Genomic DNA, 14,453 nt, shown 5'->3' with positions numbered 1-14,453 from the left:
AGAGGTAGTCCTTTCGATCAGTGATCGGTGAGGGCGAGCAGGTCGAACAGGTCATCGGGTTCGGCCATGGCGTCGATCGCGAAAGCGATGCGGAGCAGCCGTTTTTCCTCACTGAGGGTGTGGAAGAACAACTCTTTTTCTTCCTGGTACTGCTCGGGGGTGTAGTGGGTGGCGCGGCCACAGTCACGCCCGCAGTTGCACCAGTCCCACCGGGCCACCAGCACCGACTGGTAGCGGTGGCGGCAGTGCTTCATCTGGGCGATCAGGTCAGCGGGCAGGGTGGCGGCGAAGGCGGCCAGCTCGGCGGTGGTGACCACGACTGAGCCCTGGCGAGCGCGACTGTAGGACATGCCCGAGGCGATGGTTCCGTACGCGCATCGAAAGCCCTCGCGCAGCCAGTCCGGTCCCTCGCCGTCGCGCTGACCGTTGGACGATCCTGCCATCGACTGCATCAGGCGGGAGATCCCGGTCGCAGGGTCGATGAGGCAGTCGAGCATCTGCCAGCCGCCGACGGCGTAGCAGAGCCAGCGCTGATCTTTGCTCAGTGTTCCGGAGGTTCTTCCCATACGACTACTATACCAGGTATAGTAACGGCATGTCTACAACGAAAAGCCATGGAGCACAGGACTTCTTTGTTGCCGCCGACACTGATGTGTGCCGGTTTCCCGGGTGCGTGCGGCCGGTGTCGCACGACGAGACCTCGAGGTACTGCCGGTGGTGCCAAGAGGCCTTCGCCGACACCGGAATCATCGACCGGGAGATGGCCGAGCTGTTGGCCGGATCGCGGGAGGTGAGCGTGAGCTGCGGCGGATGCGGCCAGAGCGGAACCTGCGCATTGACCCGTCGCGGATGGAAATGCGAGGACTGCGAACGGCTTTGACACCCAGGCGGCGGTGGGGCGCATTTCCTGGGCCGTGAGTGTCTCGAAGCGGTGGGGTGAGCGTCAAGCAGCCCGCCGAAACCACAGCCACGCGCTGCGCTTATTTCGCGGCAGTTCTTTCGCCGAACAACTGGACCCACACCCCACCGCCCACGAGAGCGGCATGTAACAGGAAATGGAAGCTGTGAAACACGCTCTGATCTGCAAGAACGTTACTCAAATGTGTTGTGTAGCAACGTAATTCACGCTAGAATAGAACAAAGAGACAGACCAAGACTCAGTCGCACCGACACCGAGAGGCCGAAACCAATGACTGCAACCGCCATCACCGTCTACACCAAACCAGCGTGCGTCCAATGCAACGCCACCTACCGGGCGCTGGACAAAGCTGGGATCGCCTACGAGGTCGTGGACATCACCACCGACAACGACGCCCGCGACTACGTGATGAGCCTGGGCCACCTGCAAGCGCCCGTTGTTGTTGCTGGAGAACAGAACTGGTCCGGTTTTCGCCCCGAGCGCATCAAAGCCCTGACCCAGACCGCCGCCTGAAAGGACCAACAATCATGACCACCACACACACCATCGATGCCGAACGCGAAGAGCGCATGGTCAACGAGGACCACGGCGCCGCGACGAACTACTACGCAGGCCCGTTCTGCGGGTGCGGCGACTACAGCTGCCCCGCCAACAACAACCCGCACGCCCAGTGCGTCAACCAGGAGTACCCCGGCGACTACCTGTACTTCGACGTCGACTCCGAGGGCAACACCATCGTCGTCTGAGCCACCTTTCATCGCCAACCGCAATCACCAAATACACCAGAACTGAGGACACCAGAGATGACTACAGCCACCACAACCACCCTTCCCGACACCGACGATTGCTGCCCCGTGTGCGGCGAGCACTTCAGCGATCCCCACGGGCCCGGCTGCCCCAATACTCCGGCCGTTGACGACGAAGAGGACCGGGCGCAACAGGCCCGGTTGCACGCCCAGTACGAACAGCGCGCCGCCCGCTATTGGGTTGGTGCCGAACGTGCCCGGGCTGAGGGGGACACCGGGCATGCTGCGGAGTTGGAAGACCTCGCAGGTCAGTGCCAGCAGTGGGCCATCGAAGCCCTCACCGCGAGCACCACCGACTGACCACGCGCGACATCAACCACGGGGGAGAACGACGATGAGCACACCAGCAGACGACCAGGAGCCCGAGCGCTCAGCGCAGGTGTTGGACCTCTACAGCGGGAACCCGCCCGGCCCGGAGCTGGTCGAGGACCGAGATCCCGCTGAACAAGCCGAATCGTTCTTCCTGTGCGCATTGATGTGGGCCGACCGGCCCACCGCACTGGCCGCCACCGATCACGTGCGAGCCTCTGACTTTTACGGTTCGGCCGCCGCTGAGGTGTTCGGCATCATCCGCCAGATCCTCACCCACGGCGGCGACGAAAGCCCTCATACCGCTGTGGCTGTGCTCGGGGAGCTGCGCCGACGAGGCCAAGCACACACTGCCTCTCAGCTCACGATGCTGCTCAGCTACGTCGCCGACACCGCCACCGCCGCCAACCCCTGGGCGCAAGGTCCCGAGATCACCGGAGTCCAAGCGCCCGCGTATGCCGCTGAAGTCCTCGCCCTTGCCTATCGGCGTCTGTACCGGACCGCAGGCGAAGGACTGATCACCGCCGCTGAAACCTTGCCCGAAGACGACCTTTTCGAGTACATGGCCACCCACGGCCGCCACGCCCGCGACCTACGAGACCGCCTCGCTGCCGTCCGAGCAGGTGGCCTCACCGACGAAGGTGCCGTTCAATGACCACCAGCGATAACACCCTGTACGAGCACGAAACCCCCGAATACCGTGAGCAGCTGGTCTACGAGTTGCACCACGACCACGGGCACTCACTGTCGGCGCTCTCTGACATGTTCGAGGTCAGCACCGGCGAGATCCGGCAATGGATGGACACCTACATCGCCCGCACCGACGCCCAGGCCGCCACCGCGCAACCAGGACTGTTCGACATCTGACATCGCCACACACGCACTCCAGGGGAGGGGAGAACACATGACCGACGTTGCTGCGTTCATCAAAGATCGCTTACGCGAACAAACCGCGCTGGCCAGGGCCGCCAACAAGGCCTTCGCTGAGGACAACGAACCCGACGGTCTGCTCCAACTGTGGACGTGGGGCCGGCGAACTGACGGCGCACTGGCAGTACGCCACAAAGACGATCCCCGAGGAGAACTCGAACAAACACCGGTGACCGAGCTCATCGACCGCTTCAGCCCTCTTCAAGCATTCAGTCAGGCCAGTGTTCTGTACTCGTTCGTCGAGACGGCCAACGACCAGCAGCTCATGTCCCTGGCGTTCTTATGGTCTGAGCATCCCGACTTCCCGTTCGACCCGAACGCCCACCACCCCGCGCCGAACACGTGACCGGCGAGGAGAACTGTGACGACAGGCAGACACGATGACGACAGCTAACCAAGTACCTGGCGACGGGCAGGTAGTGGTGCGGCCCGGGATTCAGGCGTTATGGCCGACAACGTCCGGTGCACGGCAGGTAATGATCGCGGCTCTTGTAGCAGTCGGTCTTGCAGGGTTGGTCATGCTGTTGAAGGTCTACGACAGTGTCACTGGCTTGTCAGAGAGCGCCCATCATTCCTCCGCTACTGACGAAACCACCAGTGAATCAGCCAGTTCGGCGATAGTGTTCGCAATGTTCGGAGTGTTCGCGACGGCTGGCCTGTGGGTGGTTCGACGACAGATTTACCGGTCCTGCTGTGCTTCGTTGCCGCCGCTTGGTGTCAAAGAACGTTTCGGCCGTCCTCAGTGGCAGACGCCGGCAGTTAGTCGCACCGTCGCCGCTTTCGCCGCCTTCGGAGTGGCGATGGCGGTCAGTAGTGGAGTGCAAATCGCGCTCTACCATCTTGGCTGGTTGGGAAGGTCGTCCTCGGCGGATGAAACAGGAGGGCCTGGGTGGGAACTCGTTGCAGGTGTCGCGGCGGGCTTTTGGGAAGAACCACTTTTCTCAGCACTACCCGTTCTGATTTCCGTGATCGTTCATCGATCACTTCTGGTGCCCCTGATTGTCCTTTCGGCGGTGCTGCGGGGCGGGCTGCATATGTATCAAGGGTGGCAATGGTGTGTGCTGGCGATGGGTTGGGGAGCAGTAGCAGTACTGGCCTATGCGGCGCTGGGATCGCTCGCCGGCTTGATCGTTGCTCACGCCCTGTTCAACGCAACGGTGGCCGGGCCCTGGAACGAAACCTGGACTTGGACTTGGACCACCCCGCCCGTGGTCCTGGTGGTCCTAGCGGTGGGATGGTCTATCCGGCACAGCCGCACTTTGCGCAGCGACGCCGGTGGCAACGCAGGTCGCCGCAGCCGGACGATGACACTGCCGATGATCACCAGGGACCCAGTGCGAGAGGGTGCTGACGGGCGATCGGAGCAGAGCGTGCAGTTCGTCAATGGTGCGACCACGCACGTCCCGGTGACCGGTTGGCAATTTCCTGGTTCGTTTGTACTCCTGCTGGAGCAGCAGGAGCCCGAGCCGGACAGCGAGGGCACAGCGTTAGTCGTTAACCGAGACGTGGAATGACCAACGCCTGGGGATTCATTTGATCGCTATTTCAGCTACCGCCTTGCACCCAACGAAAGGACCACCCTCATGCCGCTACCCATGGTTAGCAACACAGACCCCGTCCCCACTACTGATGGACACACCATCTACGTAGTGGAGTTCGCAGACGGCGCTACAGCCCGCGTCGCCAGTAGAAAGCCGCTGGTGCCAGGCCAATTCATGAACCTCACCCCATCACATCCTGACGACCTCCCGGAACAGCGAGAGTACGAGTTCGACGGTATTCCGGTGGAGTATCTCGTTGTGGAGGTGTGATGAGGATGGGTGGGGTTGTGCCGCTGCGCTTTCGGGGCGTAGCGGCGTTGGTGTGTCTGGGTTTTGTGGTCGCAGGGTGCAGCGAACCTGACACCGACATCCGAGTCCGCAACCCCACAGGCGGTGTCCAGACCGCTCTACCTGTGCAGGTCTTACGGGTGATTGATGGGGACACCCTGCAGGTGCAGATGCCCAATGACAACGAGCGTCGGGTGCGAGTGATCGGTATTGATACCCCCGAAGTCAGTCATCCGCCCGATCGAGACGAGGCTGAGTGTTTTGGGCCCGAAGCCGCAGAGATGACCGCCGCACTCGCTGATGGGCAGGTCGTGCGGTTGGAGTCTGATCCGGTGGCCGGTGAGGAAGATCGGTATGGCCGACGGCTGGCGCATGTGTGGCTGCCGGACGGGTCGTTGCTGTCGCGGCGTTTGCTGGCTGTGGGAGCGGCCCGCGAGTACACCTATCAGGGTCAGGATTATCTCTACCGCAACGAGTTTCGTTCGGATGAGAGTGATGCGAAGGCGTCCGGGCAGGGTTTGTGGGGGAGGTGCTGAGGGAGCTACACCTGGGCGAGTGGTTGCTTGTTCGCCATAGCTGTTCGATGCTGGGAGCACTCTGCAACCAAATTGAATAGGCGTACTCCAACATGGCTACCAGTAACTCTGCTGGTCGCGGTGGCGACCAGTTGGATCTATTTGCCCAGCACAATCAGACAGAAGGCGAAGACAATGAGCGAGGTCAAAGCGGCAGTTCACCAGCGGTATCGGACCGAGCTGGCCGAGATGGATCGGGCGAGTTACGAGGACTTCGTGACCGACCGGACAGCGGAGCTCGAGCAGACGATCGCGGAGACGACAGCGGCGACCGAGCATCAGGTGATCGCCGAGTGGGAAGCGTCGATGGGGCGGGCAGCGGACCATCAGGAGCGGGTCAACCTGTTCAATCAGGCCCGGTTGTCGGCGCAGGAGGTCGCGTTGGCGACTCTGTGGGAGGGCTACCAGGACCCGGAGGACCGGGCGCTGAGGGAGGCCGAACAAGCCCAGATCGAGCAGGACGCGGCCGAGGAGCGGGCGATGCGAGCGTTGCCGGCGATGGATCGGTGGACAACTCCGGCGGCGAGCAACCCGACTCAGCAGATCGAGGAGCTGACCGAACAGGTGTGGCCGACCGAGTCGATCGGGTTTCAGGTGTACGCGGCGAGTCTGTTGCAGGCCCGCAGCGAGGACCAGATGCCGCTGCCGACCGGCCCGGGCGATCCGCTGGCAGCCGAGCTGGGTCAGGTCGTGACCGCACGCCGGGCCGAAGCAGAACAGCGTCAGGCGCAGTACCGGGATCGGCGGCGGCAGAACAGCTAGAAGCGTCCCAGGGGCTGCTGTTTGAGTCTCTGGACGATTTCCGGATCCCGACCGATCCGGCGGTAGTCGATCCCGGCGGCACCCCGTTGCCGGCCGATCCGTCCGAGGTCGAGGCGTTGCCGTTGGTGGCCCCCGGCGAGATGGGTGTGCCGGTCTCGCAGCTGGCGAAAGTCCGCGCCCGCGAAGCACGCCGCCCCGATGGGTCCCGCGTCTGGGTCAAAGCCAACCATCAGATCGCTGGTCTTGAACCCGATCCCGAACCCACCGAGACACCGGCACCGACGGCGGCAGAAGAGCCCACCGTGGCCGCTGAGGTGGCCGTGGAGCCGGTGTTCGTGCCGCCGGTACCGTTCACCCACCTCGGTGGGGTGTTGGTGCCGTCGGGGGAGAAGGCGCGGGCCCGGGCGAACATCGCTGCCCTCGAGGTGGCCCGAGCCTGTGACCAGGAAAGTCGGTACGCCCGCCCCGGCGAGCAGCAGATCCTCTCGGCGTGGTCCGGGTGGGGTGGGTGCCCGAACATCTTCGATGACCAGCGCCCGGAGTGGGAGCCCGAACGCGCCCAGCTCGCGGACCTGCTGACCGAGGGCGAATACCGAGAGGCCCGTGCATCGACCCTCAATGCCCACTACACCGATCCGGCGATCGCCCAGGTGATGTGGACGGCGCTGGAGCAGGCCGGTTTCGAAGGTGGCCGGGTCCTTGAACCTGGTTGTGGCAGCGGCAACTTCATCGGTTTGGCCCCGGAGTCGGCGACGATGGTGGGAGTGGAGCTCGACCCCACGACCGCCCGGATCGCGCACCTGCTCTATCCGCAGGCCCAGGTCCGCAACGAGGGCTTCGAGCAGACCCGCGTCCCCGATCACAGCTTCACCGCCACGATCGGCAACGTGCCGTTCGGGTCGTTCTCGGTCCCGGACCCGGTACACAACCCCGGCCGGCACCGTATCCACAACCACTTCGTCATCAAGTCCCTGCATCTGACCGCACCCGGCGGGTACGTCGGGGTGATCACCTCGGCGTGGACGATGGACTCCACCGACGACAAAGCGCGCCGCGAGATCCACGACATGGCCGACCTGGTCGGCGCGGTGCGGTTGCCGTCCAACGCTTTTGCCCGTGTTGCCGCCACACAGGTCGTCACCGATGTGCTGGTGTTCCGCAAACGCGAACCCGGCGACGAGGTACCGAACCCGGCCACGGTCGACTGGCTGCATTCGGGGCAGGTATGGGTCGATGGCCGGGGCGGTGAGCGCCAGCTGGTGGCGCTCAATCAGTTCTTCGATCTGCACCCCGAAGCGGTTCTGGGTGAGGTCCGCGCCGAGAACGGGATGTACCGCGACAACCAGCTCACCGTGGTCGCCGGCGATCTCGCGCAGGTTCCGCAGCAACTGTCCACCGTGCTGTCGAGTCAGGTGGCCACCGCTGTGGAACAGGGCAAGGGTTTGACTGCCCGTCCGCGAGTGGTGCGGCCCAGTGACTTTGACGCGGGGATGGCCACGGCCCGTGAGTTGTATGGCGACCGCACCCCGATCGGCCGGGTCGAGTACGACACCGAGGCCGGGGAGTTCGTGCGTCAAGGCCTCGAGGGCCGCGAGGTGGTGAAGATCCCACGGTCGCGGAGCACCGAGACCCGGCATCTGCTGCGGTTGCGTGATGTGTCGGAGGCGACGATCGCCGCTCAGCGCGGTGATGCTGACTTCGACACCCGGGAGGCGCTGCGCGCGGAGCTGGGCACCATCTACGACGGCTATCTGGCCGCCTATGGTCCGATCAACCGGGCCAAGATCACCGGTGGCCGTGACCGCACTCCTGCCGAAGCGAAGGCGAAGTTCGCTGTCGCCGAGCAGAAGTGGCGGGAGAAGAACGCCGATCAGGACGGCATCGCCTACGCCGGCCCGTTGCCCGAATCAGTGGCCAGTGAGCTGGAGGAGAAGGCGTGGCAGGCCTCGCCGACGATCCGGCGGCAAACCCACATCGAGGCGCTGCGCCAAGACCCGTCGCTGGCCACGTTGTTGGCGTTGGAGCGCTATGACTCCGAGACCGGGGAGGTGTCCAAGACGGCGATCTTCTCGCGCGATGTGGTGACCAAATTGGCATCGATGACCTCGGCCCAGTCGCCGGAGGAAGCGGTGTCGATCGTGCTGGGCGAGTCCGGGACCATCGACCTCGAACGCGTCGCTGACCTGCTCGGTACGAGCCGGGTGCAGGCACGGGAGCAGATCCGCGGCCTGGTGTACGCCGACCCGGACCAGAACGGGTTGTTGGTGCCGGCGGCGGTGGCGCTGTCGGGCAACGTCCTGGCCAAGCATGAACGGGCGTTGGCGGCCGCGGAGAACGATCCGGGCAACACCGAGTGGGCCGAGTACGCCGAAGCGCTCTCGGAGGTGATTCCCGAGCCGAAACAGCCCTCGCAGATCGGTGCGGTCACGTTGGGTGCGACGTGGATCGAACCGGCCGATTACGCCTTGTTTGTGCGTGAGGTGTTCGGCGCCGAGGAAGTGTCGGTCGATCACACCTCACAGGGCTGGGACGTCAACGTTCCGTCCTGGCAGCGCAATACGACGCTGATGCGCACTGACTACGGCGCTGATCATGCCCATCCGGACAAGGCTGTCGACGCGGTCGCGTTGTACGAGGCGTTGCTCAACCAGCGTCCGATCGTGGTGAAGAACCCGGCGAAGCTTCGCGAAGACACCGGGGCACCCGAGGTTGATGCCCAGGCCACGATTTTGGCGCAGGTCCAGGCCCGGAAGATCGTGGGGGAGTTCCGGTCGTGGTTGTGGTCCGATGATGAGCGCCGTGACCGGCTGGTGGGTGAGTGGAACCGCCGGTTCAACTCGTGGGTCCCGCCCAAACACGATGGCCGGTTCCTGCAACTGCCTGGGCTGTCGCCGACGTTCTCCCCGCACCCGTACCAACGTGATGCGGTGGCCAGGATCGCTGCGGAGTCCACGGTGCTGCTCGACCATGTGGTCGGGGCGGGCAAGACCGGCACCATGTTCATGGCCGCGATGGAGCTCAAACGCCGCGGGGTGGTGGCCCAGCCGTGGATTGTGGTGCCCACCCACCTGATCGAGCAGTTCGGTCGGGAGGTCAAGCAGTGGTATCCGGCCGCTGAGGTGCTGGTGGGCAACAAGGGCATGTCCGCCCAGGATCGGCGGATGTTCGTCGCGCAGACCGCGACCAGCAACTGGGACATGGTCATCGTTCCCGGTTCGGTGTTCGAGCTGATCAACGTCAGCGAAGACCGGCGCACCGACTATCTGCAAGCCCAGATCGACCAGCTCGGCGAGGAACTGTCGAGCGGTCGGGACTCGATGAACCCGACCACGATCAAAAAGATCGAGACCGCCAAGAAGCGGATGGATGATCGCCTGCAGAAGTTGCTCGACAAGGACCGCAAAGACGACGGGGTGACGTTTGAGCAGACCGGGTGTGACTACCTGTTCATCGACGAGGCGCACGAGTACAAGAACAAGGCCCGTACCTGTGCGATCGACACGTTGGCCCACACCGGGTCGCAGAAGGCCGAAGACCTGTCGATGAAGCTGGACCTGCTGCGTGAGCGGGTGCAGGACCAGGCCCGCGCGGTGGGGCACTATCTGCCGGCGGGCGCGGAGCGGGTGGCCACGTTCGCCACCGGCACCCCGATCGCCAACAGCCTGTCCGAGGCGTGGGTGATGCAGCAGTACCTACGCCCCGATGTCCTCGAGACAGCTGGGGTGCGGTCGGTGACCGATTGGGCGGCGTCGTTCACCACGACCAAGTCCGAGACGATCACCAATGCCACCGGTACCCGGCTGCGGGTGGTGACGACGGTGTCGGCGTTCGCCAACCCCCGTGAAATGTTCGCGATGGCAGCGCAGTACACCGATGTGGTCACCCGAGCCCAGGTGCCGGCGAACCTGCCGACCTATGACGGTCGGCAGATCATCACGACCACACCGGGCCAAGAGGTGGCCGACTTCATCGCCGATCTCGAACACCGCCTCGACAACCTCGACCCCCGCCATCCGGAGTTGGACAACACCCTCAAGGTGCTCTCCGATGGCCGCAACGTCGCCCTGGATCCCCGGTTGGCGAACCTGCGACCGGATCCTGGGAACACCCGCAGCGACGCGGTCGCCGAGCAGGTCGCGCAGATCTATCACGACAACTCGGGTAACGAGTACCGCACCGAGACCGGGGCGGTCTCACCGACCACCGGCGGGTTGCAGATGATCTTCTGCGACCGGGGCACCCCGCAACCGGGCGGTGGGTGGTCAGCGTACGAAGCGGTGCGCGAAGGGCTCATCGAGCGTGGGGTCCCGGCGGAGAAGATCGCGTTCATCCACGACGCGAAGTCGCCGTCACAGAAGTTGGAACTGGCCGCGCGGGCACGGTCGGGTCAGATCGCAGTGCTGCTGGGGTCGACCAAGAAGATGGGCACCGGCATGAACGTCCAGGACCGGATGGTCGCGCTGCACCACATGGATGTGCCGTGGCGGCCGGCCGATCTGGAACAGCGTGAGGGCCGGATCATTCGGCAGGGCAACCAGAACGAACGCATCCGCATCCTGTCGTATGTGACAGCCGGGACCACCGACACAGTGATGTGGGGCAAGGTCGAATCGAAGGCAGCGTTCATCGAGCAGGCAAAGTCCGGTCAGCTGGATCCGAACATGACCGAGGTCGAAGACATCGACGCCGAGTCGATCGCGGCCGCGGCGGCGGCGACCAAGGCGGCGGCGACCGGTGATGAGCGGTTCATGACGTTGGTGCACCTGGAGGACGAGGTGAAAAACCTCGAAGCCCTCTCGGGTGCGCACGCTGATTCACGGCGCAATGCCCGCAGCATCGTGCGCCAGGCCGACAAGCGGATTCCCGAACTCGAGGTCGAGCGCGAGGAGCTCGAGCGCCTCACTACCGGGCATGAGCAGTGGGCGGCCGGTGGGAAACCGTTCACCGTGCAGGGCCAGGAGTTCGCTGAGCGCCCCGATCGCAGCCGAGCCTTGCTCGACCGCGCCCAGGCCGTGCACGTTGCGCTCAAAGGTCAGGGGATGGGTCGGTCGATGGAGCTGGCCGAGTTCGGCAACGGGGTCGTGGCCAAGGCGGCGAGGCTGGCCCGCACCGACGAGTTGTGGGTGTGGCTCGATGTTCCAGGGCAGCCGCAATTCATTATGAAGCCGGAGCAGTTGTGGCCGCGTCAGGCTGCGCTCGGTGAGGATCCGCAGGACAACGTCGCAGCCGTCGCCAGTGGGTTGGCGACGCGGTTGGAGAATGCGTTCGAGCGGATGCCCGACAAGATCGGCGGTATCGACCGGGAAATCGATCGGTGGCGACGGGAGATCGAGGTGCAGTCACCGCGCATGGATGCGGTGTTCGCTTAGGCGGGGGAGTTGCAGGCCAAACAGGTGCAGATGCAACAGCTCCGGATCGACATCGAGGCCTCGCAGAACACCCCCGAAGCGATCGCCGCCCGCGAGGCCGCCGATCAACGTCTCCTCGAGGCCGGCCGCGCACCCGGATGGTCGTTGATGCTCAACCCGACCAAGGCGATGGTCGAAGAGTCACCGTTTTTGACCGCCGACGATTTCGTGTCAGCGACACAGCGCGGGCACATGCTCGAAGCCACCCGCTACGCACGCGACCAACGCCGCAGCGGCCGCGCGAAGACAGTCCTGGAGGCCACGGCCGACCACCCACGACAACACATGCAGCACAACGCCACCGTCGCCGTCGAACGTCCCGAGCACCGCCCACCCGACCAAGATGGACAGCACCACGGACACGGTCAGCGACGATAGTGTTCAAGTTCGGTGCAATTACTCAGAGCCATTTGGGAGACAGCAGCAGGTATGGACGAGGTGAAGCAGCAAAGGCGTCGGGCCCGTCTGATCTCCGAACTGAGGGATGAAGATGTCGCCCTGATTGAGCCGAGCACCATTTGCGACCCTCCTTATCCTGGTGCGCCACTTCCTCGAGGGTGGATCCGTCCCGATCAGGTGGGTCAACTTACCGATGCACTGATTGACGAGTTGCTTCATGCGATCTATCCGCCGGTGCACGAGCGAAGGACCCCCTCATACGGGGCCATCATTTTCGCCGTAGATGTGGAGAAGCCTCGCTTGTCTGGGCATACGAAGCTGCAACTTTTTGAGCCGCAGTCTTCTTCAGATTCTCGGTTTGAGAATCCCAACACGTTGACCGACCCCGATGCTGGTTCGCCATCAGCTGAGATGCGGGAGTTGGCGAATGGCGTGTCGACGTTCGTAGTACGAACTATGGCGGGGCACGGGCTCGCACACGTCAACACGTCAAATGAGCTCGATCTGATCACTCTCTGTGTTGAGAACGGCTGTTGGGTCGTTCAACGACACCCCAGCGGAGTGATCAAGATCTTTGGACGGGAACGACTGTACTTGTGGGAGAACATGGTGTGGCGTTCGCGCACCTATGCGCATACGCGGTGGATGCACCTGATGCATACGACTGGTACTCGCGATGAGTATGTCGGCGGATGGTTGCTCGACTTCTGTCTTCACGTTCTGTCGGCCCGTCATATCGGGGCCACTCTGGTCTGGCTTCCGCGGGAACCTACAGACGGTCTGGACGCCCATCTCGGCAAACCGGCTCGGCGGACCGGGATTGCTCTCAGCGCGGAAGAACCGGCACGGCGCGAGGCACTAGCAACGCTGTTGGCTTCGGTGGATGGCGCGGCGATAGTGAACCGAGACGGGACTGTCCGCGGCGTAGAGGCGTTTCTCAAACATAGCGACGACGCAGAGAAGTTCGTGCACAGCAACCGAGGCACGCGTCACAACTCCGCGGCCAGGTTTTCATACGATGTACCGGAATCGATCGTCTTTGTCGTAAGCGAAGACGGCCCGGTCACCGTGTTCAGCGACGGGGCAGACCTGCTTCGCCTCGACACCACTGAACCGACAGTGTCGACGTCTCAGCTCTTCCGCACCGACCCGGTCTCGGTAGAGCGGGTGCAGTGTCCGCAATGTCAAAAGCCGCTCATCACAGAAACCATCGCGGCCTCTGACCTGGTCGACGCAGATCTCTGTGCAGGTCCGGTGGATTGCCCTGTGTGCGGTCACCCAGGCATTGCGCCGACGGGAGCCGATGAAGGCGTGGCCGTTGTGGTGCGAGTCGCAAAGCCTTGGGAATCGCCCGATGCCACTGTTTCGTGGATGGTCGGGCTTTGGAAACCACCACTGCAGTGATGCCCCTCAGCCGATGGCTGGGGGCATCACTTGTATCGGAGAACTTGCGAGGTTAGACGCCGTCGTTGTGGTTGCTGTGGTCGGTCGATGCAGTGTTCTCGTGCTGCGTTGGGGTGCTGGTGGCCGGCGAGGTGGTGCGGCGCGGTGCGCGGCGGGTCGTCCCGTTGCGCCGCGATGTAGTGGCGACAGTGGGGATACCGGCCTTCTTCAGCGCGGCGTCGGTAATGCCGAACTCGCTGGCGCGGACACGCAGCTGCAAGTGCTTGGCGCGGGCAGTGTCGAGGTCCTGTTCGCGTTGGAGGATGTCGCCGTAGGACGCGGCGAGTTCGCGGACGACGCGTTCGCGTTCGCTTTGTTCGGCGAGGAGCGCGTTGGCAGCGACTTCGGGATCGAAACTGATTGCTGTGGACACAGGTGTCCCCTTTCACTCACTGGATCAATATTTGGTTGCAGAGTGCTTCCAGTGTTCCACGGGTGAGTGACAGCGGTCGAGAGCAATCAGTGCGTGGCGAGTGGTTCGACGGTGCCGCCGACGCTGCTCGCATATTTGTGGGCGTCGTCTTTCTCTGCGTCGGTGAAGACACGGACGTCAGCGGGTCGACCGGGAACGCGAACGATCAGCGTGAGGTCAGCGATGTTGGCGCGCGCACGTTTTGACCCCTGCCAGGGTCCAGCGTTGTCGGGGTCGGTCATTGGCTACGCGGACGCTGCGTGCTTGTGCGTTGTTTCGACGAGCTGGTGTGCGCGTTGCTGGGAGATGCCGAGGATGGCACCGATGTCGCGGTAGGGGATGCCTTTGTCGGCGAGGTCGCAGGCGAGCCGGCGGGTGTGTTCGCTGGCTTCACGTTCGTAGCGGTCGGCTTTCTCTTTGAGTTCACGAACGGTTGCCGATGCTGCGGTGGCGTCCACGTTGTCTACGTGCACGCGGATGTTCACCGACACAGTGGACTTGGCGACGTCGGTGTCGACGGCGATGTAGTCGATCGCTTCGGCTTCGGCGTCAGCGAGTCGGCGGGTTTGGGTGAGCCCGTCGAGGGCGGGGATCGAGATCATCCACCACCGCCCCTCGCGGGTGACCTCAACGTCGTAGGTCATGTCGGTCGTCTCCTGGG

Annotated in this window: 18 protein-coding genes; 14 read left to right on the top strand and 4 right to left on the bottom strand. The window is 63.8% G+C overall.

The features are described 5' to 3' along the window. Positions 1-17: 17 nt before the first annotated feature. On the bottom strand, positions 18-566 hold the full coding sequence (locus W823_RS0127735) for a hypothetical protein (RefSeq protein WP_023954699.1): 549 nt from the start codon (positions 564-566) through the stop codon (positions 18-20). Positions 567-595: 29 nt separating this feature from the next. Between W823_RS0127735 and W823_RS33940 the strand changes: the two genes are divergently transcribed. The 14 genes from W823_RS33940 to W823_RS33895 all read left to right on the top strand — a co-directional run bounded on the left by W823_RS33940 (position 596) and on the right by W823_RS33895 (position 13,341). Next, positions 596-880, top strand: a complete 285-nt coding sequence (locus W823_RS33940) for a hypothetical protein (RefSeq protein ID WP_152537974.1) — start codon at positions 596-598, stop codon at positions 878-880. A 309-nt stretch (positions 881-1,189) separates the two neighbouring features. Beyond that, entirely contained in the window at positions 1,190-1,432 is a 243-nt protein-coding gene (gene nrdH / locus W823_RS33935) for a glutaredoxin-like protein NrdH (RefSeq protein ID WP_023954695.1), read from the top strand. 14 nt (positions 1,433-1,446) lie between these two features. Next, the gene (locus W823_RS58315) at positions 1,447-1,665 is read left to right on the top strand and encodes a hypothetical protein (RefSeq protein WP_023954693.1); all 219 of its coding nucleotides are present in this window, start codon (positions 1,447-1,449) and stop codon (positions 1,663-1,665) included. 57 nt (positions 1,666-1,722) lie between these two features. Then, positions 1,723-2,025, top strand: a complete 303-nt coding sequence (locus W823_RS58310) for a hypothetical protein (protein ID WP_023954691.1) — start codon at positions 1,723-1,725, stop codon at positions 2,023-2,025. Between the two features lie 34 nt (positions 2,026-2,059). Beyond that, positions 2,060-2,689 (top strand): DnaB-like helicase N-terminal domain-containing protein, encoded by a 630-nt coding sequence (locus tag W823_RS56230; protein ID WP_023954689.1) that lies wholly within the window; start codon positions 2,060-2,062, stop codon positions 2,687-2,689. Next, entirely contained in the window at positions 2,686-2,901 is a 216-nt protein-coding gene (locus W823_RS33920) for a hypothetical protein (RefSeq protein WP_023954687.1), read from the top strand. Before W823_RS56230 ends, W823_RS33920 begins: the two co-directional genes overlap by 4 nt. 37 nt (positions 2,902-2,938) lie before the next feature. Then, positions 2,939-3,310, top strand: a complete 372-nt coding sequence (locus W823_RS33915) for a hypothetical protein (protein ID WP_023954685.1) — start codon at positions 2,939-2,941, stop codon at positions 3,308-3,310. Between the two features lie 172 nt (positions 3,311-3,482). After that, entirely contained in the window at positions 3,483-4,478 is a 996-nt protein-coding gene (locus W823_RS57620; RefSeq protein WP_152537973.1) for a CPBP family intramembrane glutamic endopeptidase, read from the top strand. A gap of 69 nt (positions 4,479-4,547) precedes the next feature. After that, positions 4,548-4,775 carry a hypothetical protein gene (locus W823_RS57615; protein WP_023954681.1) on the top strand — a complete coding sequence of 76 codons (228 nt, stop codon included), beginning with the start codon at positions 4,548-4,550 and terminating at the stop codon, positions 4,773-4,775. Positions 4,776-4,780: 5 nt separating this feature from the next. Then, complete coding sequence (locus tag W823_RS0127710; protein ID WP_023954679.1) at positions 4,781-5,329, top strand: thermonuclease family protein; 549 nt, start codon at positions 4,781-4,783, stop codon at positions 5,327-5,329. Between the two features lie 174 nt (positions 5,330-5,503). Next, positions 5,504-6,130 (top strand): hypothetical protein, encoded by a 627-nt coding sequence (locus tag W823_RS56225; RefSeq protein ID WP_023954677.1) that lies wholly within the window; start codon positions 5,504-5,506, stop codon positions 6,128-6,130. 86 nt (positions 6,131-6,216) lie between these two features. Next, positions 6,217-11,499 carry a DEAD/DEAH box helicase family protein gene (locus tag W823_RS33905; RefSeq protein ID WP_051406333.1) on the top strand — a complete coding sequence of 1,761 codons (5,283 nt, stop codon included), beginning with the start codon at positions 6,217-6,219 and terminating at the stop codon, positions 11,497-11,499. Positions 11,500-11,508: 9 nt separating this feature from the next. Next, positions 11,509-11,916: a hypothetical protein gene (locus tag W823_RS58590; protein WP_051406332.1), complete on the top strand. Its 408-nt coding sequence runs from the start codon at positions 11,509-11,511 to the stop codon at positions 11,914-11,916. Positions 11,917-11,967: 51 nt separating this feature from the next. Further along, positions 11,968-13,341 carry a DNA integrity scanning protein DisA nucleotide-binding domain protein gene (locus W823_RS33895; protein WP_081729609.1) on the top strand — a complete coding sequence of 458 codons (1,374 nt, stop codon included), beginning with the start codon at positions 11,968-11,970 and terminating at the stop codon, positions 13,339-13,341. Between the two features lie 52 nt (positions 13,342-13,393). On the opposite strand, the gene W823_RS33890 is transcribed toward W823_RS33895, so the two are convergent. The 3 genes from W823_RS33890 to W823_RS33880 all read right to left on the bottom strand — a co-directional run bounded on the left by W823_RS33890 (position 13,394) and on the right by W823_RS33880 (position 14,436). Then, the gene (locus tag W823_RS33890) at positions 13,394-13,753 is read right to left on the bottom strand and encodes a hypothetical protein (RefSeq protein ID WP_023954671.1); all 360 of its coding nucleotides are present in this window, start codon (positions 13,751-13,753) and stop codon (positions 13,394-13,396) included. Positions 13,754-13,839: 86 nt separating this feature from the next. Continuing rightward, a complete protein-coding gene (locus W823_RS33885) occupies positions 13,840-14,034 on the bottom strand; it encodes a hypothetical protein (protein ID WP_023954669.1) in 195 nt (64 codons plus the stop codon). Between the two features lie 3 nt (positions 14,035-14,037). Beyond that, complete coding sequence (locus W823_RS33880) at positions 14,038-14,436, bottom strand: hypothetical protein (protein WP_031331256.1); 399 nt, start codon at positions 14,434-14,436, stop codon at positions 14,038-14,040. Positions 14,437-14,453: the final 17 nt, after the last annotated feature.

This window comes from Williamsia sp. D3, assembly GCF_000506245.1.
Taxonomy (GTDB): Bacteria; Actinomycetota; Actinomycetes; order Mycobacteriales; family Mycobacteriaceae; genus Williamsia; species Williamsia muralis.
This window is presented reverse-complemented; position numbering and strand designations above follow the sequence as displayed.

Coding starts and splice junctions, on each gene's coding strand:
- W823_RS56230 (WP_023954689.1), top strand. CDS start 2,060: ATGAGCACACCAGCAGACGACCAGGAGCCCGAGCGCTCAGCGCAGGTG.
- W823_RS57615 (WP_023954681.1), top strand. CDS start 4,548: ATGCCGCTACCCATGGTTAGCAACACAGACCCCGTCCCCACTACTGAT.
- W823_RS56225 (WP_023954677.1), top strand. CDS start 5,504: ATGAGCGAGGTCAAAGCGGCAGTTCACCAGCGGTATCGGACCGAGCTG.
- W823_RS33895 (WP_081729609.1), top strand. CDS start 11,968: ATGGACGAGGTGAAGCAGCAAAGGCGTCGGGCCCGTCTGATCTCCGAA.
- W823_RS33920 (WP_023954687.1), top strand. CDS start 2,686: ATGACCACCAGCGATAACACCCTGTACGAGCACGAAACCCCCGAATAC.
- W823_RS33880 (WP_031331256.1), bottom strand. CDS start 14,436: ATGACCTACGACGTTGAGGTCACCCGCGAGGGGCGGTGGTGGATGATC.
- nrdH (WP_023954695.1), top strand. CDS start 1,190: ATGACTGCAACCGCCATCACCGTCTACACCAAACCAGCGTGCGTCCAA.
- W823_RS58310 (WP_023954691.1), top strand. CDS start 1,723: ATGACTACAGCCACCACAACCACCCTTCCCGACACCGACGATTGCTGC.
- W823_RS58315 (WP_023954693.1), top strand. CDS start 1,447: ATGACCACCACACACACCATCGATGCCGAACGCGAAGAGCGCATGGTC.
- W823_RS33885 (WP_023954669.1), bottom strand. CDS start 14,034: ATGACCGACCCCGACAACGCTGGACCCTGGCAGGGGTCAAAACGTGCG.
- W823_RS33915 (WP_023954685.1), top strand. CDS start 2,939: ATGACCGACGTTGCTGCGTTCATCAAAGATCGCTTACGCGAACAAACC.
- W823_RS0127735 (WP_023954699.1), bottom strand. CDS start 566: ATGGGAAGAACCTCCGGAACACTGAGCAAAGATCAGCGCTGGCTCTGC.
- W823_RS57620 (WP_152537973.1), top strand. CDS start 3,483: ATGCTGTTGAAGGTCTACGACAGTGTCACTGGCTTGTCAGAGAGCGCC.
- W823_RS0127710 (WP_023954679.1), top strand. CDS start 4,781: ATGGGTGGGGTTGTGCCGCTGCGCTTTCGGGGCGTAGCGGCGTTGGTG.
- W823_RS33940 (WP_152537974.1), top strand. CDS start 596: ATGTCTACAACGAAAAGCCATGGAGCACAGGACTTCTTTGTTGCCGCC.